General features: G+C 64.6%; 17 protein-coding genes and 1 pseudogene. 3 read left to right on the top strand and 15 right to left on the bottom strand.

What is annotated here, in order from left to right:
• The first annotated feature begins 147 nt into the window (after positions 1-147).
• A complete protein-coding gene (locus ACFOPH_RS00625; protein WP_312549017.1) occupies positions 148-504 on the top strand; it encodes a hypothetical protein in 357 nt (118 codons plus the stop codon).
• 123 nt (positions 505-627) lie between these two features.
• Here the strand turns inward: ACFOPH_RS00625 and cysM are convergent, their stop codons facing one another.
• From cysM to ACFOPH_RS00610, 3 genes are all read right to left on the bottom strand, one after another.
• Entirely contained in the window at positions 628-1,530 is a 903-nt protein-coding gene (gene cysM / locus ACFOPH_RS00620) for a cysteine synthase CysM (RefSeq protein WP_379732824.1), read from the bottom strand.
• A gap of 391 nt (positions 1,531-1,921) precedes the next feature.
• The gene (locus ACFOPH_RS00615; protein ID WP_379732822.1) at positions 1,922-3,304 is read right to left on the bottom strand and encodes a M20/M25/M40 family metallo-hydrolase; all 1,383 of its coding nucleotides are present in this window, start codon (positions 3,302-3,304) and stop codon (positions 1,922-1,924) included.
• 149 nt (positions 3,305-3,453) lie between these two features.
• The gene (locus ACFOPH_RS00610) at positions 3,454-3,828 is read right to left on the bottom strand and encodes a ComEA family DNA-binding protein (RefSeq protein WP_312549014.1); all 375 of its coding nucleotides are present in this window, start codon (positions 3,826-3,828) and stop codon (positions 3,454-3,456) included.
• Positions 3,829-4,035: 207 nt separating this feature from the next.
• Here ACFOPH_RS00610 and ACFOPH_RS00605 point away from each other — a divergent pair, with 207 nt between their 5' ends.
• On the top strand, positions 4,036-4,761 hold the full coding sequence (locus ACFOPH_RS00605) for a hypothetical protein (RefSeq protein WP_312549012.1): 726 nt from the start codon (positions 4,036-4,038) through the stop codon (positions 4,759-4,761).
• Positions 4,762-4,980: 219 nt separating this feature from the next.
• Here the strand turns inward: ACFOPH_RS00605 and rfaE1 are convergent, their stop codons facing one another.
• The 12 genes and pseudogenes from rfaE1 to gyrA form a co-directional block, all read right to left on the bottom strand.
• On the bottom strand, positions 4,981-5,958 hold the full coding sequence (gene rfaE1 / locus ACFOPH_RS00600) for a D-glycero-beta-D-manno-heptose-7-phosphate kinase (protein WP_379732820.1): 978 nt from the start codon (positions 5,956-5,958) through the stop codon (positions 4,981-4,983).
• Between the two features lie 88 nt (positions 5,959-6,046).
• On the bottom strand, positions 6,047-7,222 hold the full coding sequence (gene lapB, locus ACFOPH_RS00595) for a lipopolysaccharide assembly protein LapB (protein WP_312549010.1): 1,176 nt from the start codon (positions 7,220-7,222) through the stop codon (positions 6,047-6,049).
• 41 nt (positions 7,223-7,263) lie between these two features.
• The gene (locus tag ACFOPH_RS00590; protein ID WP_312549008.1) at positions 7,264-7,602 is read right to left on the bottom strand and encodes a LapA family protein; all 339 of its coding nucleotides are present in this window, start codon (positions 7,600-7,602) and stop codon (positions 7,264-7,266) included.
• 274 nt (positions 7,603-7,876) lie between these two features.
• Positions 7,877-8,182, bottom strand: a complete 306-nt coding sequence (locus ACFOPH_RS00585; RefSeq protein ID WP_056344442.1) for an integration host factor subunit beta — start codon at positions 8,180-8,182, stop codon at positions 7,877-7,879.
• A gap of 28 nt (positions 8,183-8,210) precedes the next feature.
• Entirely contained in the window at positions 8,211-9,887 is a 1,677-nt protein-coding gene (gene rpsA, locus ACFOPH_RS00580) for a 30S ribosomal protein S1 (protein ID WP_312549002.1), read from the bottom strand.
• A gap of 157 nt (positions 9,888-10,044) precedes the next feature.
• Positions 10,045-10,707: a (d)CMP kinase gene (gene cmk, locus ACFOPH_RS00575; RefSeq protein ID WP_312549001.1), complete on the bottom strand. Its 663-nt coding sequence runs from the start codon at positions 10,705-10,707 to the stop codon at positions 10,045-10,047.
• A 58-nt stretch (positions 10,708-10,765) separates the two neighbouring features.
• On the bottom strand, positions 10,766-12,109 hold the full coding sequence (gene aroA, locus ACFOPH_RS00570) for a 3-phosphoshikimate 1-carboxyvinyltransferase (RefSeq protein ID WP_312548999.1): 1,344 nt from the start codon (positions 12,107-12,109) through the stop codon (positions 10,766-10,768).
• Positions 12,110-13,012: a prephenate dehydrogenase gene (locus ACFOPH_RS00565; RefSeq protein WP_379732817.1), complete on the bottom strand. Its 903-nt coding sequence runs from the start codon at positions 13,010-13,012 to the stop codon at positions 12,110-12,112.
• Entirely contained in the window at positions 13,013-14,116 is a 1,104-nt protein-coding gene (gene hisC / locus ACFOPH_RS00560; protein ID WP_312548997.1) for a histidinol-phosphate transaminase, read from the bottom strand.
• 25 nt (positions 14,117-14,141) lie between these two features.
• Positions 14,142-15,210 (bottom strand): annotated as a pseudogene (gene pheA, locus ACFOPH_RS00555) (prephenate dehydratase).
• A 181-nt stretch (positions 15,211-15,391) separates the two neighbouring features.
• Positions 15,392-16,489, bottom strand: a complete 1,098-nt coding sequence (serC, locus tag ACFOPH_RS00550) for a 3-phosphoserine/phosphohydroxythreonine transaminase (RefSeq protein WP_379732815.1) — start codon at positions 16,487-16,489, stop codon at positions 15,392-15,394.
• A gap of 163 nt (positions 16,490-16,652) precedes the next feature.
• Positions 16,653-19,268: a DNA gyrase subunit A gene (gene gyrA / locus ACFOPH_RS00545; RefSeq protein WP_379732813.1), complete on the bottom strand. Its 2,616-nt coding sequence runs from the start codon at positions 19,266-19,268 to the stop codon at positions 16,653-16,655.
• Positions 19,269-19,665: 397 nt separating this feature from the next.
• Between gyrA and ompA the strand changes: the two genes are divergently transcribed.
• On the top strand, positions 19,666-20,376 hold the full coding sequence (gene ompA / locus ACFOPH_RS00540; RefSeq protein WP_312548993.1) for an outer membrane protein OmpA: 711 nt from the start codon (positions 19,666-19,668) through the stop codon (positions 20,374-20,376).
• The last annotated feature ends 66 nt before the right edge of the window (positions 20,377-20,442 follow it).

Here is a 20,442-nt window from a genome sequence, read left to right as displayed (position 1 = left end):
AAACAGAGACCTTCGCACCGAATTCTATTGCTCATAAGTACTGAACACCAAAATAGTTGTACAATTGAGTAGATTTTTTCGAAAGACCTTCCGGAATCGACACGCCGCTAGCGACTTTCCGTAACCCACATAGGAATTATTGAAATCATGACAAACCAAGTCGGCATTGATATGAACAGCGATTCGGAATCGGATGAACTGCTGCAATACAACCCGAACCGTCTGCTGGACACCCTGATCGAGAACCTGCGCCTGAAGAACGACGCAGCCCTGTCGCGCGCACTCGAAGTGGCGCCGCCGGTCATCTCGAAGATCCGCCACCACCGCCTGCCGGTCGGCGCATCGCTGCTGATCCGCATGCACGAAGTGAGCGACCTGTCGATCCGCGACCTGCGCTACCTGATGGGCGACCGCCGCAACAAGTTCCGCATCAGCGACAAGCAGTTCAAGCCGAAGGAAGGCGCAGCGCCTGCAGCGTCGGGCAACACCGGCGAGCAGTCGTAATCGCATGCTCCGGCCTGGCGCCGGAGCAGCGCGGGATCTTCGAGACGGTCGTGTGACCGGGATCCTGCGCCGATAAAAAAGGGGCCGTGTGGCCCCTTCGTCGTTTCTGTTTCTGTTTAGCTTTTACGCCGGGAACACGCCGGTCGACAGGTAGCGGTCGCCACGGTCGCAGACGATGAACACGATGGTCGCGTTCTCGACGGTCTGCGAAATGCGCAGCGCCACTTCGGCGGCGCCGGCGGCCGAGATGCCGCAGAAGATGCCCTCTTCGGCCGCCAGGCGGCGCGCCATCTGCTCGGCCGCGGCCTGGCTCACGTTCTCCACCTGGTCCACGCGCGACTTGTCGAAGATCTTCGGCAGGTAGGCTTGCGGCCACTTGCGGATGCCCGGAATCGACGAGCCTTCTTCCGGCTGGGCGCCGATGATACGCACGTTCTCGTTCTGTTCCTTCAGGTAGCGCGAAACGCCCATGATGGTGCCGGTCGTGCCCATGGCGCTCACGAAGTGCGTGATGCGCCCTTCGGTGTCGCGCCAGATTTCCGGGCCCGTGGTTTCGTAGTGGGCGCGCGGGTTGTCCTGGTTGGCGAACTGGTCGAGGATGATGCCCTTGCCGTCTTTTTGCATCTGGTCGGCCATGTCGCGCGCGTATTCCATGCCGCCGGTCTTCGGCGTCAGGATGATCTGGGCGCCATAGGCCGCCATGCTCTGGCGGCGCTCGATCGAGAGGTTGTCCGGCATCAGGAGCTCCATCTTGTAGCCGCGGATCGCCGCCGCCATCGCCAGCGCGATGCCGGTATTGCCCGAGGTGGCCTCGATGATGGTATCGCCCGGCTTGATCTGGCCGCGCGCCTCGGCGTTCTTCAGCATCGACATGGCGGCGCGGTCCTTGACCGAACCCGCCGGATTGTTGCCTTCCAGCTTGCCGAGAATGACGTTGTTGCGGGCCGCGGCGTCCGCGCCCGGCAGGCGTACCAATTGCACCAGCGGCGTGTTACCGATCGTATCTTCGATGGTCTTGTAGGCCATGTTCGCTCTCTTGCGGTTCTTCAAACCGCCATTTTAATCCGATAAGCAATTGAGCGTCGTGATGTGGTCCAGAGGGCCGCGTTGTGCGGGATCGGGGAATCGTGAATGGGGATTTCGTAGGGTGGGCACTTGTGCCCACGCGGAATGGCAGGGTGATCAGCCGCGCACCGGACCAGAACCGCAGACAAGATGATTCCGATGAGTTTTGTAGGGTGGACACCTGTGTCCACGCGGACTAGCACCGGCGATCATCCGCGCATCAGATCAGGACCGCAGACGAAAGCGGTGCCAGTCATTGCGCCGTTTTTTCAGCGGTGAGACCGCGTAGGCACGAGTGCCCACCCTACGAAAAGCAGACAGGGGCAGGCGCCCCTGTAACGCTCGTTTGCGATCAGCGCAGCGGCAACGGATACGTCGCCGGGCTGACGTTGCCGTCCTTGTCCACCGCCTGCACGCCGAAGAAGTAATTATCCTTCGACAGCTTCACCGTGGCCTCAAGCACATTGCCCACGTACTTAGCGCCTTCCCACTGCGCCGCGGTGGTCTCGCGCCAGACGATGCGGTAGCCGGCGACGTCCGGTTCGGCGTTCGCGGCCCAGACCAGGGTCGTGTCGTTGGTCAGGCCGGCGGTGCGCACCTTGACGTCTTTCGGCGCGGCCGGGGCCAGCGCCAGCGAGGCCAGGGCCGCGGCGTTGACCTTGGTTACCTTCGCGGCGTAGTCGAAATCGACGAAGTCGATCAGGTCGCCGTAGACCTTGCCGTCCTCGGTGCGCAGGTTCTGGTGCTGGTGCGCGAAATCCTCGTTCGGCACTGTGAAGCGCAGCGCGGCATAGCCCTGCTCCAGGAAAGGCATGTGGTCGCCGCCGCGCAGGTAGCGGTCGTGACGCTGGATCACGTTGACCTTGAACCCCTTCACGTAGCGCTCGCCCTGCTCCTTGACGTGGCGCGCGAGCTGGCGCGTGATCGAATCGTTCTCGCCGCCGGTGGCGACCAGCTGGCGCACGGCCTCGCTCATCTCCTTGGTGGCCGGGATGCTTTGCGCGAACAGGCGCACCTGCTTGTTGTCGACGCGGCCGTCGTCGGCGCGCGAGCTGCCGATGATGTCGTTGTTCAGCATGCCGGCGACGTTCAGGTTGTTGGCGCGCGCCTGGCGCGCCCAGTGGCCGGCGCCCAGCAGGCCCTGCTCCTCGGCGGCGACGGCCATGAAGACCAGGGTCGCGTCGAACTGGTGCTTCGCCATCACGCAGGCCATCTCCATCACGGCCGCGGTGCCCGAGGCGTCGTCGTTGGCGCCGGGCGCCTTGCCGGTGGCATCCATGACGTCGGTATTGCGGCTGTCGTAGTGGCCGCTGACCACGTACAGGCGGTCCTTCGCGGCTTCCTGGGTGCCCGGCAGGGTGGCGACCACGTTGACGATCTCGGTCGGGCGCGAGATGCGCGCCGAGACCGGGGCGATGTGGCTGTCGAAGGCGACCTGCAGCTTGCCGGCGCCGCAGCGCTCCAGCTCGCTCTTGATCCAGCGGCGGGCCGCGCCGATGCCGCGCGTGTCCGACTCGGTCTCGGACATGGTATGGCGCGTCTCGAAGCTGACCAGCTTGCGGATATAGCTTTCGATACGCTTGGGCGAGATCTCGGCGACGATCTTGTCGATCTGTGCCTGGTGGCGGGTGACGTCGGGACCAGCTGCGCTGGCGGCCGGTGCAGCCGGGGCGGCAAAGGCGCCCCCGGCGATCAGGCCGGCCACGAGGCCGGCGGTAATGCGAACATGAGGCATGGAAATCCTTGGAATCGTTGCGCTTCAATCAAGCAACATATCTTCTCATGCACATGTCATTTCTTGCAGTACTTACATCTCAAAAATTTGTATAGCGAAGCCGCCCGCGCCGATGGCCCGGCCGCGGGCGGCGTGCCTGCGCGCAGCGCTTACATGCTGCCCTTGGCGTCGCTCGACTCCTTGGCAGCGCCGGCATCCTTGGCAGCGCTCGCCTTGGCCGCCTTGGCTTCGCCCTTGGCTGTCATCGCGGCGCCCTCCTTCGCCTTGCCGTTCACCTGCAGGCCGGCCTCGGACAGCTTGGCGGCCTTCTTCTCGCCCATGCCCTTGACGCGCTTCTGCAGGTCGGTCCAGTCCTTGAACTCGCCCTTGGCGCGTTCGTCCAGGATGGCCTTGGTCGTGCTCGGGCCCAGGCCCTTTACGCCGTTCAGGGCGGCCTCGTCGCCCTTGTTGACGTCCACCTGGGCGAAGGCGAAGCTGGCCGAGGCGGCGAGCGTGGCAATTGCGAGCAGCAGTTTCTTGATCATGTGGTCTCCATAGTCGTGACAGTACGGGAACGGCGAATGCCGTCCAGCGCGCTTAACGTCCGGGAGTCAGTACTGTTGACCTGTTACGGTTGAGCCGGATCAAGCGCGAACTGTGCCGCGAAACCGACACTGCCAATAATGCGTGTTGAAGTTTACGCACAGCCGTGAAAGCATCTGGTTTTCCCAGGAAGCCGTCCGGAGCTGGCCATGCCAAGACTGTTCTTGCTGCTCGTTCTCCTGTGCGCCTGCGGCGCGGCGGCCGCCGTCGACGCGCCACGCGAGCCCGTGCAGACCGTCGAGGTCAAGGGACCGCGCACGCGCCTGGTGCCCTACCGCGACCTGTTCTATCCGATGGCCAAGGCGGTGCAGCAGGCCCTGGGCGGGCGCGCCGCGCTGGCCGTGCAATTGCGCCCGACGCACCAGGCCGTGCGCGTCGAGGATCTCCAGGTCTGGCTCGAAGGCGAGTACGAGGCGATGCCGGTCGCGCGCCGCGCCGACGGCCTGTTCATGGTGCCGGTGGACGAGCGCCTGGCCGAGGACCACAGCCACTTCCTGATCAACCGGCGCAGCGAGGACCTGTCGGTCAACCTGGTGCTGGTGCCGACGCTGCCGCGCGAGGCCTGGACCATCGGCGCGATGCGCCACCTGCTCGCAGACGCGCGCGGCTCGGTCGGCAAGCTGCTGCCCTGGTACCAGAAGCCGATGGTGTGGGCGGTGACGCGCAAGCTGGGCGTCTCGGTCTGCAGCCGCCTGCGCGACGTGCCGGTCGCCCTGCTCGATGGCGAACGGGTCGTGGCGACCGTGCATACGAGCCAGGAATTGCGCAACCATGCGCAGGAGACGGTGTTTTGCCACCGCTTCGATGGCCAGGAAGATTATCCGGAGAGCACGCGGGTGGTGATTCCGGAAGATGGGGAGGTGTTGTTGATGTGACGGGTTTGCGTCGGGCCGCGTTCGTTGCCGGTGTTTCGATATGCCGGCGTTTCGACATGCCGGCGTCGTACCGCGTGGGTTCGAGAACCCACCCTACGCAACCCGGTGCGAACGTTGGCGTCCGAACGCCGCTTTTGTAGGGTGGGTTCTTGAACCCACGCGGTCGTGCTTATCCGGGCCGATACATTTTTTGGATGTCGTGGCCGAAGCGCCCCCGCTTCACGCCCCGAACAACTCCTCGCGCGTGACGGTCGCCGTCCCCAGCTTGCCCACCACGATCCCGCCCGCCCGGTTCGCGGTCGCCAGCGCCATGTCCAGCGGCGCGCCCGCGCCCAGCATGGCCGCCATGGTTGCGATCACGGTGTCGCCGGCGCCGGACACGTCGAACACCTCGCGCGCATCCGCGTGCACGTGCAGCACCTCGCGCTCCGTGTACAGGCTCATGCCCTCTTCCGAGCGCGTCAGCAGCAGCGCTTCCAGGCCGAGCTCGGTGCGCAGCGCCTGCGCCTTGTCCGTGAGCTGGTCCTCGCTCTTCCAGTTGCCGACGATGCGACGCAGTTCCGATTTGTTCGGGGTCAGGATGGTTGCGCCGGCATACATCGAGAAGTCGTCGCCCTTCGGGTCGACCATCACGACCTTGCCGGCCGCGCGCGCCTCGCGGATCATCTCGGCCACGTTCACCAGGCTGCCCTTGTTATAGTCCGAGAAGATCAGGACATCGTAGTCCGGCAGCAGGGCGCGGAACTGGGTCAGCTTGTCGCGCAACACGGTCTCGGTCGGCGCATCCTCGAAGTCGATGCGCACCATCTGCTGCTGGCGGCCGATGACCCGCAGCTTGATGATGGTGGAGATCGCTTCGTCGCGCTTGAGGTAGCTGTGGATGCTGGAATCGCGCAGCAGCGCGTCGACCTGCTCGCCCGCCTCGTCCTTGCCGACCACGCCCAGCAGGCCGCTGTGCGCGCCCAGCGCGGCGGCGTTGCGCGCGACGTTGGCGGCGCCGCCCAGGCGCTCCTCGCGGCGCTCGATGCGCACCACCGGCACCGGGGCTTCCGGCGAGATGCGCGAGACGTCGCCGAACCAGTAGCGGTCGAGCATGACGTCGCCGACCACCAGCATGCGCACGTGGTCGAGCCGGGGGGCGGGGTTGGCGAGATAGTCTTCTGCCGCCAGCAGGCGGGATGGGATGGCAGTGCTCATGGCGTGTGGGTGCGATGTGATGCGTGGATGCGGTGTGGTGCAGTACAAACGAGACCGGGCCGCCCTGTTGGTGGCGGCCCGGCTGGCGTCAGTTCATGACGTTGAGTTCTTCGGTGCGGCGCGGCGGGTAGGTTTCCCACTGGCTGCAACCCGGGCACTGCCAGTAGTACTGGCGCGCCTTGAAGCCGCAGTGGCCGCACTGGTAGCGCGCCAACTTGGCGGTGTAGCCGTGGATCAGGTTCTTCACCATCGAGAGCTCTTCCCAGACGTGGGCCGGGGCATCCATCAGGCGCGCCTCGAGCAGCTTGTCCAGGCCCAGCAGGGTCGGGTTGCGGCGCAGCTCGTCCACGACCAGCTGGTGCCCGGCATCGACGCCGTCGAGCTCGATCACCGCCTTGAAGATCACCTCGATCAGGTCGATCGACGAGGCTTCCGTCAAATACGAACGCAGCAGCTTGACGCCTTCCTGCGGACGGCCGACGCGGCGGTAGCCGTCCATCAGGCGCCCGGCGACCAGGGCCACGTGCGGCACGCTCTGGTGCTCGACACGTTTCCAGACCGTCAGCGCGCCCTCGGCGTCGCCCTGGGCCAGCAGGGCGTCGCCCAGCAGCATGGTGGCGCGCACGCTGTTGCGGTCGGCGTGCAGGGCCTTGTCCAGCAGCGCCAGGGCGTCGGCGTTGTCGTTGCGCACCAGCGCGTCCTGGGCGAGCTCGCAGTAGAACTGGGCGATTTCCTTCTGGCGCGCGCCGGCGCCCGAGGATTGCAGGCCGGTGGCGGCATCGATCGCGCGGCTCCATTCCTTTTCGCGCTGGTAAATCTCGAGCAGTGCACGGCGTGCCTGCACCGAATACGAACTGTCGACCAGGCCGTTGAAGGTTTCCTCGGCGCGGTCGAGCAGGCCGGCCTTCAGGTAGTCCATGCCCAGCTCGTACTGGGCCTGGGTGCGCTGCTCGAGCGGCAGGTCCGGACGCGCCAGCAGGTTCTGGTGGACGCGGATGGCGCGCTCGATCTCGCCGCGGCGGCGGAACAGGTTGCCGAGTGCGAAGTGCATGTCGGCCGTTTCCGGATCGAGGGTGACGATCTCGATGAAGGCGTCGATGGCCTTGTCCGGCTTGTCGTTGAGCAGGTGGTTCAGGCCGCGGAAATAGGCGCGCGGCAGGGTGCGCGACTCGGACAGGAGTTGGCGGATATCAACCCGGGCAGCGATCCAGCCCAGGCCAAAGAAGAAGGGAATGGCCAGCAGCCACCAGAGTTCAGCTTCCATGGTTTCTTTTTATGTTCGTTAGCGCCGCTTGGCGCATGGTGTCAACGCGGCGCGGCCGGGCGTGGCGCCGGCTGGGCACGTCCCGGCGCGACGGCATCCGCGGCCGGCTGGGCGGCGCCGGTGCCGGCGGCGCTCTGCAGGGCCTGGATGGTGTTCTTGTGCTGCGAGGCTTCGCGGCGGTGGCGGAACACGGTCGGGGTCACGGCCAGGATCCCGAGGGCAGCGCCGGCAATGAAGAACGCCAGCAGCATCAGCACCAGGGGACCACGCAGTTCGTAGTTCAGGAAAAAGTGCAGGTCGACCGCCTGCGTATTCTTCAGCGCGAAGCCGAAAAACAGCACGAACAGGATAAATCCCGCAATGGTGGAGACGAATTTCATCGGGTGATGTTGCCGGTGTGTGCAAAGGCGCAGTGTCGCATATCTGCAATTTTATTTCAAAGACGAGCGGCGTGCGCCGGTAGGGTGGGCGCCCCTGTGCCCACGCGTGACGCTCGCATGACGTTGGCGCATCAACATGGGCCGACAATGTGGGCCAACGATGTTCATCGTTCACGCGTGGGCACGGGGCGCCCACCCTACGGTTCTCACACCGCTGGACGAAAAAAAACGGCATCCTCGCGGATGCCGTTTTGTCTGCACGCAGGCAGACGACTCAGTCTTCGATGATCGGTTGCCCGACCATCGCATCCACCCGCTCGCGCAACTGCTTGCCGGGCTTGAAGTGGGGCACCCGTTTTTCGGGCACCATCACCTTGTCGCCGGACTTCGGGTTGCGTCCGATGCGGGGCGGACGGCTGTTGAGCGCGAAACTGCCGAAACCACGGATCTCGATGCGCTGGCCGGTAGCCAAAGCGTTGGTCATCGCATCGAGGATGGTCTTGACAGCGTACTCCGCATCCTTGGCGACCAGCTGAGAATAACGCTCAGCCAGTCGTGCAATCAGCTCGGACTTGGTCATCTGGTCGCCTCGTCAGGATAGCCTTTGCTTAGTTCTTGTTATCGAACTTGGCCTTCAGCAGTGCGCCCAGGCTGGTGGTGCCCGATGCGGCGCTGCTGTCCGAAGCCAGCTTCTGCATTGCTTCCTGGGTCTCGACATTGTCTTTCGCCTTGATCGACAGCTGGATGCTGCGAGCCTTGCGATCGATGTTGATGACCAGCGCTTCGACCTTGTCGCCAACCTTCAGGTGGGTGCCGGCATCTTCCACGCGGTCGCGCGAGATTTCCGAAGCACGCAGGTAGCCTTCGACTTCTTCGTTCAGCTGGATCACGGCGCCCTTCGGCTCGACCGACTTGACGGTACCGGTGACCAGCGAACCCTTGTCGTTCAGGGCTGCAAAGTTGTTGAACGGGTCGCCTTCCAGCTGCTTCACGCCCAGCGAAACACGCTCGCGCTCGACGTCGATGGCCAGGACCACGGCTTCCAGCTCGTCACCCTTCTTGAAGCGGCGCACGGCTTCTTCGCCCGGCTCGGTCCACGACAGGTCCGACAGGTGCACCAGGCCGTCGATGTTGCCCGGCAGGCCGATGAACACGCCGAAGTCGGTGATCGACTTGATCGAACCCTTGACCTTGTCGCCCTTCTTGTGGGTCATGCCGAAGTCGTCCCAAGGATTGGCCTTGCACTGCTTCATGCCCAGCGAGATACGACGACGCTCTTCGTCGATTTCCAGGACCATGACTTCGACTTCGTCGCCCAGCTGGACAACCTTGTTCGGAGCCACGTTCTTGTTGGTCCAGTCCATCTCCGACACGTGCACCAGGCCTTCGATGCCCTGTTCGACTTCGACGAATGCGCCGTAGTCGGTCAGGTTGGTGACTTTACCGAACAGGCGGGTGCCTTGCGGGTAACGACGCGACAGGCCGGTCCAAGGATCGTCGCCCAGCTGCTTGACGCCCAGCGAGACGCGGTTCTTTTCCTGGTCGTACTTGAGGACCTTGGCGGTGATTTCCTGGCCAACCGACAGCACTTCCGACGGGTGACGCACGCGACGCCATGCCAGGTCGGTGATGTGCAGCAGGCCGTCGATGCCGCCCAGGTCGACGAACGCACCGTAGTCGGTGATGTTCTTGACGACGCCGGTGACGACGGTGCCTTCCTTCAGCGTTTCCATCAGCTTCGCACGCTCTTCGCCCATCGATGCTTCGATGACGGCGCGACGCGACAGCACGACGTTGTTACGCTTGCGGTCCAGCTTGATGACCTTGAATTCGAGGGTCTTGCCTTCGAACGGGGTGGTATCCTTGACCGGACGGGTGTCGACCAGCGAACCCGGCAGGAATGCGCGGATGCCGTTGGTCAGGACGGTCAGGCCGCCCTTGACCTTGCCGTTGACGGTGCCGGTGACGATCTCGCCCGACTCCATTGCTTTTTCCAGAGCCAGCCACGATGCCAGGCGCTTGGCCTTGTCGCGCGACAGGATGGTATCGCCGAAACCGTTTTCCAGCGATTCGATGGCCACGGAAACGAAGTCGCCAACTTGGACTTCCAGTTCGCCCTGGTCATTCTTGAATTCTTCGATAGGAATGAAAGCTTCCGACTTCAGGCCGGCGTTGACGATCACGAAGTTGTGATCCAGGCGCACGACTTCAGCGGAAATGACTTCGCCCGAGCGCATGTCTTGACGCGACAGCGATTCCTCGAAGAGGGCGGCAAAGCTTTCCATACCGGATGCTTGGGTGGTTGCAGTAGACATAGGTTATTTACAAGTTAGCCAGCAGGACGGCAATACGCGGCCTGAACTGGGTCAAGTTGAACATCACCGGCGCAGCAACATTGCCAACACCGGCACCACAAATTACAGCTGCGATGACAACATCGCCTTACAACAGTGCGTTCCAATGCAACACTTGTTCCACTGCTTCATCGACCGTCATCTCGGACGTGTCGAGGACATACGCACCCTCCGCCGGCACCAGCGGGGCGACGCTACGCCCAGTATCGCGTGCATCGCGCGCCTGCAAATCCGCCAGCAGATCGTCCATATTAGCAGAAAATCCTTTGCCAATCAATTGCTTATACCGGCGTTCCGCACGCGCCTCGACGCTTGCCGTGAGAAACACTTTTAGGCGGGCATTCGGGAAGATGACGGTGCCCATGTCGCGCCCGTCGGCCACCAGGCCGGGGGCCGTGCGAAAGCCCAGTTGCAGGGCGTAGAGCGCCTGGCGTACGCCGGGCAGCGCCGCGATTTTCGATGCGTTGTTGCCCACTTCCTCGGCACGGATCAGCGCGCCGACCTCCTCGCCATCGAGGAAGATGCCGTCGCCGGAGAACCGGACCGGCAACTGCGCCGCCAGGTTCGCCACGCCGTGCTCGTCGCCAAGGTCGACGCCGGCACGCATCGCGGACAAGGCGGTCAGCCGGTACAGCGCGCCCGAATCGAGCAGGTGATAGCCGAGCCGGTCGGCGACGCGGGCGGCAACGGTGCCCTTGCCGGAAGCGGTCGGGCCATCGATCGTGATGACGGGGATATGGGAATTCGGCATTTTTCTTCTTACCTTTTTTCTACCTGGCTACGCGCCGGACGCGCGGTTGATTCATTTTTTAAAACAGTTCATTTCGAGCAATACCGGCGAAGGCCTCGAAATAGTCGGGGAAGGTCTTGGCGACGCATTTCGGGTCGTTGATGCGCATCGCGTTGCCGCGCCGCGCCTTGCCGTCCAGCGCGGCGAGCGAGAAGCACATCGCCATGCGGTGGTCGTCATAGGTGTCGATGGTCGCCGGCAGCAATTCGTGCGGCGGCGTGATGCGGATGTAGTCCGCGCCCTCCTCCACGATGGCGCCGAGCTTGCGCAGCTCGAGCGCCATGGCCGCCAGGCGGTCGGTTTCCTTCACGCGCCAGCTGGCGATGTTGCGCAGGGTGCTGGTGCCGTCGGCATACAGCGCCGCCACCGCGATCGTCATGGCGGCGTCGGGAATGTGGTTGAAATCGGCGTCGATGGCTTTCAGGACGCCGTTCGAGCGCGCCTCGATCCAGTTCTCGCCGCGGGTGATGGTCGCGCCCATGCGCTCGAGGGCGTCGGCAAAGCGCACGTCGCCCTGGATGCTGTTCTCCCCTACCCCTTCCACCCGCACCGGACCGCCGGCGATTGCGCCGGCCGCCAGGAAATAGGAGGCCGAGGACGCGTCGCCCTCGACGTGGATGCTGCCCGGCGAAGCATAGCGCTGGCCCGGCTGCACGGTGAACGATGCCCAGCCGTTCTGCTCGACCGTGACGCCGAAGCGCCGCATCAGATTCAGGGTGATCTCGATGTAGGGCTTGGAGATCAGCTCGCCGACCACGTCGATGGTCACCGCATGGCCGCGCGCCATCAAGGGGGCCGCCATCAACAGCGCGGTCAGGAACTGGCTCGACACGTTGCCGCGCACCGCGATGCGGTTGGCGTGAATGTGGCCGCGCTTGATCCGCAGCGGCGGAAAGCCCGGTTCGCCCGTGTACTCGATCTGGGCGCCGACCTCGTTCAGGGCGTCGACCAGGTCGCCGATCGGACGCTCGTGCATGCGCGAGACGCCATGCAGGGTGTAGTCGCCGCCGATCACGGCCAGCGCCGCGGTCAGCGGGCGGATCGCGGTGCCGGCGTTACCCATGAACAAGTCCGCTTCGCCGTTCGGCAGCTTGCCGCCATGCCCATGCACCAGGATGGTGCGCTCGTCGATTTCTTCCCAGCCGATGCCGAGCGCGCGCAGCGCCCCCAGCATGACCATGGTGTCGTCCGAGGCCAGCAGGTCGTGGATCGTGGTGTCGCCCTCGGCCAGCGCTGCCAGCAGCAGCGTGCGGTTCGAGATGCTTTTCGAGCCCGGCAGGCGCACCGTGCCCTCGACGTGCATGACGGGTTCGAGGTCGATGTGTTGCGGGTAATGCTTTTGCTGCGGTGTTTGCTGCGTCATTTATTTTCCTGATTCGGGGCCCGGCGGCGGTTCGTTCGCCTCGATGGCGGTGCCCCAGGCGCGGCGGGCGCGCTGGGCGTTGTCGAACACCGCTTCCAGGCCGGCACTGTCGCCGGCCGCGAGCAGCCCGCGCAATGCGGTCAATTGTGCCAGATATGCATCGAGCTCGGTAAGCAGTGCGTCGCGGTTAGCCAGGCTGATGTCGCGCCACATTTCCGGCGAGGAGCCGGCGATGCGGGTGAAGTCGCGGAAACCGCTGGCGGCGTACTGGAACAGCAGGTCGGCGTGCGGCTTGCGGGCGATGTCGTCGACCAGCGCGTAGGCCAGCAGGTGCGGCAGGTGGCTGACCGCGGCGAACACGGCGTCGTGCTGTTCGGGCGTGAGCGTGTGGATGACGGCGCCGCACAGGCGCCAGGCGGCGGCCACCAATCCGACGTCGCCCGCGGAATTCTCCAGCAGCGGCGTGATCACGGTCTTCTTGCCGCGATACAACTCGGCCAGCGCGGCGTCCGGCCCGTTCGATTCGCGCCCGGCGATCGGATGGCCCGGCACGAACTGCCTGACCCGCTCGCCCAGCACGGCGCGCGCGCTTGCCGCCACGTCGCCCTTGGTGCTGCCGGCGTCGGTGATCACGGTGCCCGGCTCCAGATACGGCAGGAGCGAGGCCAGGATAGGCCCGGTCTGGGCCACGGGCGCGGCCAGCAGCACCAGGTCGGCGCCGGCCATGGCCTGCTGCGCCGACTCGGCCACCACGTCGACGATGCCCAGTTCCAGCGCGCGCGCCATCGCCTCCGGCGAACGGCCCATGCCGACGACTTCGCGCACCGCGCCCGCCCCTTTCAGGGCAAGCGCGAACGAGCCGCCGATCAGGCCGACGCCGACGATGACGACCTTGCCCAGCATTTAGGCGAGGACTTTCTTCAGCGCCGCGATGAAGGCCGCATTCTCTTCCGGCAGGCCGATCGAGATGCGCAGCCACTGCGGCAGGCCGTAGGCGCCCACCGGACGCACGATCACGCCCTGCTTCAGCAGCGCCAGGTTGACGCGGGCGCCGGCCCCGTCGTCGTCGCCGACGCGCACCAGCACGAAGTTGCCGAACGAGGGCACGTATTCCAGGCCCAGCTCGTCGAAAGCGGCGGTCAGCTGCCGGTAGCCGGCGAAGTTGTTCTCGGCGCCCTTGGCCAGGAATTCCTTGTCGTTCAGCGCGGCGATCGCGGCGGCCTGGGCCAGCGAGTTGACGTTGAAGGGCTGACGGATGCGGTTCATCAGGTCGGTCACCGCCGGCTGGGCGATCGCGAAGCCCACGCGCAGCCCGGCCAGGCCATAGGCCTTGGAGAAGGTGCGCGAGACGATCAGGTTCGGGTACTTGCGCACCCAGGCGCTCGATTCGAACTGGTGCTCCGGCGCCAGGTATTCGTTGTAGGCCTCGTCCAGCACGACCACGACGTTGGCCGGCACCTTGTTCAGGAAGGCCTCGATCTGCGCGGCATCGATGAAGGTGCCGGTCGGGTTGTTCGGGTTGGCGACATAGACCAGGCGCGTGTCCGGTTCGATGGCGGCGGCCATGGCGTCGAGGTCGTGGCCGTAGTTCACGGCCGGCACCACGATGGCGCGGCCGCCCACGCCCTGCGTGGCCAGCGCGTACACCGCGAACGAGTACTGCGCGAACACTACCGACTCGCCCTTCTGGACAAAGGCGTGGGCGGCGATTTCCAAGATGTCGTTGCTGCCGTTGCCGAGGGTGATCCAGTCGGCCGGGACGTCGTAGCGCTTCGACAGCGCGGCCTTCAGCTCGAAGCCGTTCGCATCGGGATAGCGCCCCAGTTCGGCGGCGGCCTGGGCCATTGCCGCCTTGCTCGACTCGGGCACGCCGAACGGGTTCTCGTTGGAGGCGAGCTTGACGATGCTGGCTTCGTCGAGACCGAACTCGCGGGCGACTTCAGCGATGGGTTTGCCGGCCTGGTAAGGGGCGATGGCACGAACGTAGTCTGGACCGAATTGCGTCATGGGTTTCGTCTCACAAAAATAAGAATTAAAGGCCGACCGGGTAGGAACCGAGCAGCTTGAAGAAGGCGGCATTGTCCTGGAGCTCGGCCAGCGCGCTGGCGACGGCCGGATCCTGGCGGTGACCCTCGATGTCGACGTAGAAGTAATACTCCCAGGCGCCGGTGCGCGCCGGGCGCGACTCGAAGCGCGACATCGACACGCCGTGTTTCGCCAGCGGCGCCAGCAGATTGTAGACCGCGCCGGCCCGGTTCGGCACCGCCAGCACCAGCGAGGTGCGGTCCTTGCCCGACGGGGTGGTCGCGTGCTGGCCGATCACGACAAAACGCGTGCGGTTGTGCGGATCGTCCTGGATGTGGGCCTGGACCACGCCGAGGCCGTACTGCCCCCGCCATGTCGCTGGCAATCGCCGCGAGCGCGGGGTCGCGGCTGGCCTGCAGGGCCGCTTCGGCGTTCGAGGCGACGGCGCGCCGCTCGATGTTCGGGTAATGCAGGTTGAGCCAGACCTGGCACTGGGCCAGCGCCTGCGAATGGGCGCAGATCAGCGTGACGCCGTCCATGCCCCCGCTCTTGCTCATCAAGCTGTGGTGGACCGGGATCGAGACTTCGCCGCTGATCACGGTCGTGGTGGCGAGCATCAGGTCGAGCGTGCGATTGACCGCGCCTTCGGACGAATTCTCGACCGGGACCACGCCGAAGTCGGCGCTGCCGGCCTCGGTGGCGCGGAACACCTCGTCGATCGAGGCGCACGGCAGGCCTTCGACGGCGCGCCCGAACTGCTGGTAGACGGCCTGCTCGCTGAAGGTGCCGGCCGGGCCCAGGTAGGCGACGGTGACGCGCTTTTCCAGCGCGCGGCAGGCCGACATGACTTCGCGGAAGATGGTCTGCAGGTCGTGGCTGTTGAGCGGCCCGCCGTTGCGCTCGGCCACGCCGCGCAGCACCTGGGCTTCGCGCTCGGGGCGAAACACGGGCGCGTCGGTCTCGGCCTTGACGTGGCCGACTTCCTGGGCCAGGCGGCCGCGCCGGCTCAGCAGGTCGAGGATTTGCGCGTCGATCGCATCGATCTGCTCGCGCAGGGGTTTGAGTTTGTCGTTCATTGTTGTGCTAACTGTGTTGGCCGTTGTAGGGTGGGCACTTGTGCCCACGCGGTCTCATCGTTTGACATGCGGCGGCTTGGGCGTTGGACGCGCCATTGATACTCGACCGACGTACCGCGTGGGCACAAGTGCCCACCCTACGACCGGCCCAACGGCGAATCGATGGTCCATCAACCGCCGATCACCGCCCCGCAAACTCGTTCAAATAATCGACCAGTGCCTGCACACCTTCGATCGGCATCGCGTTGTAGATCGATGCCCGCATTCCTCCGACGGACTTGTGGCCCTTCAGTTGCAGCAGCCCGCGCGCCTTGGCGCCGGCCAGAAATCGTTCGTTCAGCGATTCGTCGCGCAGGTAGAACGGTACGTTCATGCGCGAGCGGTTCTCGGGCGCCACCCGGTTCCGATAGAAATCGTCGGCGTCCAGCGCCGCATACAAGAGCCGCGCCTTCTCGATATTACGCTGTTCCATGGCCGCCACGCCACCCTGGGCCTTCAGATAGGCAAATACCAGGCCGGCGATATAGATCGCATAGGTCGGCGGCGTGTTGAACATCGACTCGTGCTCGGCCACGGTCTTCCAGTGGAAAGCCGAGGGGCAGATGGCCAGCGCGTGCTCGAGCAGGTCCTCGCGCACGATCACCAGGGTCAAGCCGGCGGGCCCGATGTTCTTCTGGGCGCCGGCGAAGATCACGCCGTATTTCGACACGTCGATCCGGCGCGACAGAATGTGCGAGGACATGTCCGCCACCAGCGGCACGCCGTCCGGCAGTTCCGGCGCGAAGTCGTATAAGTTGTACTCCACGCCGTCGATGGTTTCGTTGGTGCAGACGTGCAGGTAGGCGGCGCCGTCGGTCAGCTTCCATTCGCTCTGCGGCGGCACGCGGGTAAAACCTTCGCCCTGGCTCGAAGCAGCCACGTTCACGTTGGCATAGCGCGCTGCCTCCTTGATCGATTTACCCGACCACGAACCCGTGTGGACGAAATCGATGGTCGCCGGTTCGCGCACGCGTCCCGCCAGGTTCATCGGGACGATGGCGTTCTGGCCCAGCCCGCCGCCCTGCATGAACAGGATCTTGTAGTTGGCCGGCACCGCCAGCAGTTCGCGCAGGTCGGCTTCGGCCTGTCGATAGATCGAGATGAATTCCGGACCGCGGTGACTCATCTCCATCACCGACATGCCGCTGCCGTGCCAGTCGAGCATCTCGCTGGCGGCCTGCTGCAGCACTTCCTTGGGGAGCACGGCCGGGCCGGCGGAAAAATTGAAGATGTTTGTCATCGGCGTTGTCCTCTTGCGCCAGTCCTGGCTTGAAATGACAATGCCGCCGCGGCGGCACCAGGCTGGCACGCACCGCAAGCGGCATTCGGGGTACAGCGAGCGACAGCCGGGACAGGATCGAATCGTTCAACAACACGCGTTCGCATCATGCCCGGCCCTGCTCTCATTGCGGCGGTTGTTCGAGTTCGACTTCCTCGAGATCGGTCTCGACGATGCGCTGCAGGCCCGACAGCTTGGTGCCGTCCTCGACCGCGATCAGGGTCACGCCCTGGGTCGCACGGCCCATCTCGCGGATCTCCGACACGCGGGTGCGGATCAGCACGCCGCCGGTGGTGATCAGCATGATCTCGTCGTTGGCGTCGACCAGGGTCGCGGCCACGACTTTGCCGTTGCGCTCGGACTGCTGGATCGCGATCATGCCCTTGGTGCCGCGGCCGTGGCGGGTGTATTCAAGGATCGGGGTACGCTTGCCGAAGCCGTTCTCGGTGGCGGTGAGCACCGACTGCTGCTCGTTCTCGGCCACCAGCAGCGCGATCACGTTCTGACCCTCTTCCAGGTTCATGCCGCGCACGCCGCGTGCGGTGCGGCCCATCGGGCGCACGTCGTTCTCGTCGAAACGCACGGCCTTGCCGCCGTCCGAGAACAGCATCACGTCGTGCTGGCCGTCGGTCAGGGCGGCGCCCACCAGCACGTCGCCATCGTCGAGGTCGACCGCGATGATGCCTGCCTTGCGCGGGTTGCTGAAGTCGCGCAAAGGCGTCTTCTTGACCGTGCCCAGCGAGGTCGCCATGAACACATAGTGGTCTTCCGGGAAGGTGCGGTTTTCGCCCGACAGCGGCAGTACCACGGTGATCTTCTCGCCGTCCTGCAGCGGGAACATGTTCACGATTGGCTTGCCGCGCGAGTTGCGCGAGCCCTGCGGTACTTCCCACACCTTCAGCCAGTACAGGCGGCCGCGGTTCGAGAAGCACAGGATGTAGTCGTGGGTGTTGGCGATGAACAGCTGGTCGATCCAGTCCTCGTCCTTGGTCGCCATCGCCTGCTTGCCGCGGCCGCCGCGCTTCTGGGCGCGGTACTCGGAGATCGGCTGCGACTTCATGTAGCCGGTGTGCGAGAGCGTGACCACCATGTCCTGCGGCGTGATCAGGTCTTCGGTTTCCAGGTCGCTGGCGTTGTGCTCGATGGCCGAGCGGCGCGCGTCCTTGCCGTTCTCGGTGTAGTCGTTCTTGATCTGCGCCATCTCGTCGCTGATGATGGTCGTGACGCGCTCGGGCTTGGCCAGGATGTCGAGCAGGTCGGCGATGTGGGCCATCACTTCCTTGTACTCGTTGACGATCTTGTCCTGCTCCAGGCCGGTCAGGCGCTGCAGGCGCATCTGCAGGATTTCCTGGGCCTGCTCATCGGACAGCTTGTACAGGCCGTCCTGCTGCATGCCGTAGTGCTTCGGCAGGTGCTCGGGGCGGAAAGCCTCGATGCCGCCGGAGGCGCCCAGGTCGGTGCGGGTCAGCATCTCGCGCACCAGGGACGAATCCCAGGCGCGCCCCATCAGTTCGATTTTTGCCACCGGCGGCGTCGGCGCGGCCTTGATGATGGCGATGAAGTCGTCGATGTTGGCCAGCGCGACAGCCAGGCCTTCCAGCATGTGGCCGCGTTCGCGCGCCTTGCGCAGCTCGAACACGGTGCGGCGGGTAACCACTTCGCGGCGGTGCGACAGGAAGCACTCGAGCATCTGCTTGAGGTTCAAGAGCTTCGGCTGGCCGTTGACCAGGGCCACCATGTTCATGCCGAAGGTGTCCTGCAGCTGGGTCTGCTTGTACAGGTTGTTCAGCACCACTTCCGGCACTTCGCCGCGCTTCAGTTCGATGACCACGCGCATGCCCGATTTATCCGACTCGTCGCGAATGTCGGAGATGCCTTCCAGCTTCTTCTCGCGCACGTTCTCGGCGATGCGCTCGAGCAGCGACTTTTTATTTACCTGGTACGGCAGCTCGTCGATGATGATGGCCACGCGGCCGCCATCCTTGCCGTATTCCTCGAAGTGGGTCTTGGCGCGCATCACCACGCGGCCGCGGCCAGTGCGGTAGCCGTCGCGCACGCCCGAGACGCCATAGATGATGCCGGCGGTCGGGAAGTCCGGCGCCGGGATCAGCTCGATCAGCTCGTCGATGGTGCAGTCCGGGTTGCGCAGCAGGTGCTGGGCGCCGTTGATGACTTCGGACAGGTTGTGCGGCGGGATGTTGGTCGCCATGCCGACCGCGATGCCCGAGGAGCCGTTGATCAGCAGGTTCGGGATCTTGGTCGGCAGGACCGTCGGTTCTTTTTCCTTGCCGTCATAGTTCGGCTGGTAGTCGACCGTGTCCTTGTCGATGTCGGCCAGCAGTTCGCTCGAAATCTTGTCCAGGCGGCATTCGGTGTAACGCATCGCCGCGGCGCTGTCGCCGTCGATCGAACCGAAGTTGCCCTGGCCGTCGACCAGCGTGTAGCGCAGCGAAAAGTCCTGCGCCATGCGCACCAGCGTGTCGTAGATCGACGAGTCGCCGTGCGGGTGGTACTTACCCATGGTGTCGCCGACCACGCGCGCGCACTTGACGTACGGGCGGTTGTGCGCGTAGTTACTTTCGTGCATCGAATACAGGACGCGGCGGTGCACCGGCTTCAGGCCATCGCGCACATCCGGCAGCGCACGGCCCACGATCACGCTCATCGCGTAATCGAGATAGCTCTTGCGCATCTCTTCTTCGAGGGAAATTGGGACTGTTTCTTTTGCGAATTGATCCATTGGGCGGGTCGACTGCTTTCAGGCTGTGGTTATGAGTTACAAGCGAAGGATTTTACCATGCGCGCCCCGCCGTAGCGTAAATCGGAGGCAATAGCGGCCGCTTGCCAAACGCGCACAATTGACGCTTTGACACATGCCTGTCATAAACATTCGTCAAGCTTGCACGTTCTGACAATAGATTGTTGCGCAGAAACAACGAGTGAAATTATGATGCACCGCAATTGGGCGCCCTGCGTTCGTGCGTCTGTAGCGTATGTGGCAAAATGGACGAGAAGTTAATTGCTTGTTTCACAATGCGAAACGGACGCAACTGGACAGATGTTAATATTCTGCATACGTCGCTGCGAATAACTTACGTTTCGCAACGGGAAGATATAAAACCGAAAGGAAGAAAAATATGAAGAAGATTGCAACCCTCATGCTCGCAGCCTCGGCGGCGATCGCCGGCAGCGCCCTGGCACAAAGTGCGCCGCCGTACGCTCCGCTGACGACCGACATCCAGGCGAACAAGCCGTACAGCGCCTACGTCCAGGACAGCCGCGGCGTGATCGCGCGCGATCCTTTCGGCCTGTGCTGGCGTACCGGCTACTGGACCCCGGCCGACGCGGTCCCGGGCTGCGACGCGCCGCTGTGCGTCCCGCCTGAGAAGCTGGAAAACGGCAAGTGCGTCGCTCCGCCGCCGCCACCGGTCGCCGCGCCAGCCCCGGCACCAGCCCCGGCTCCGGCCCCGGCACCGGTCCCGACCTCGGAAAAAGTGAGCTACTCGGCTGATGCATTCTTCGACTTCGACAAGGCCGTCCTGAAGCCGGAAGGCAAGGCTTCGCTGGACGAACTGACCTCGAAGCTGGGCGACATGAACCTGGAAGTCATCATCGCCGTCGGCCACACCGACTCGATCGGCACCGATGCCTACAACGACAAGCTGTCGATCCGCCGCGCCGAAGCCGTCAAGGCTTACCTGCAAGGCAAGGGCGTCGATGCAAACCGCATCTACACCGAAGGCAAGGGCGAGAAGCAGCCGGTCGCCGACAACAAGTCGTCGGAAGGCCGTGCGAAGAACCGCCGCGTCGAGATCGAAGTGGTCGGTACCCGTACCCGCCAGCAGTAATCTCCAGCCCCGCCAGCCTCGCTGGATGCTGTGACCGAACCCCGCTGCGGCGGGGTTTTTTTCATC

Origin of the sequence: Massilia haematophila (assembly GCF_042647645.1) — a bacterium.
Taxonomy (GTDB): Bacteria; Pseudomonadota; Gammaproteobacteria; order Burkholderiales; family Burkholderiaceae_D; genus Telluria; species Telluria haematophila.
This window is presented reverse-complemented; position numbering and strand designations above follow the sequence as displayed.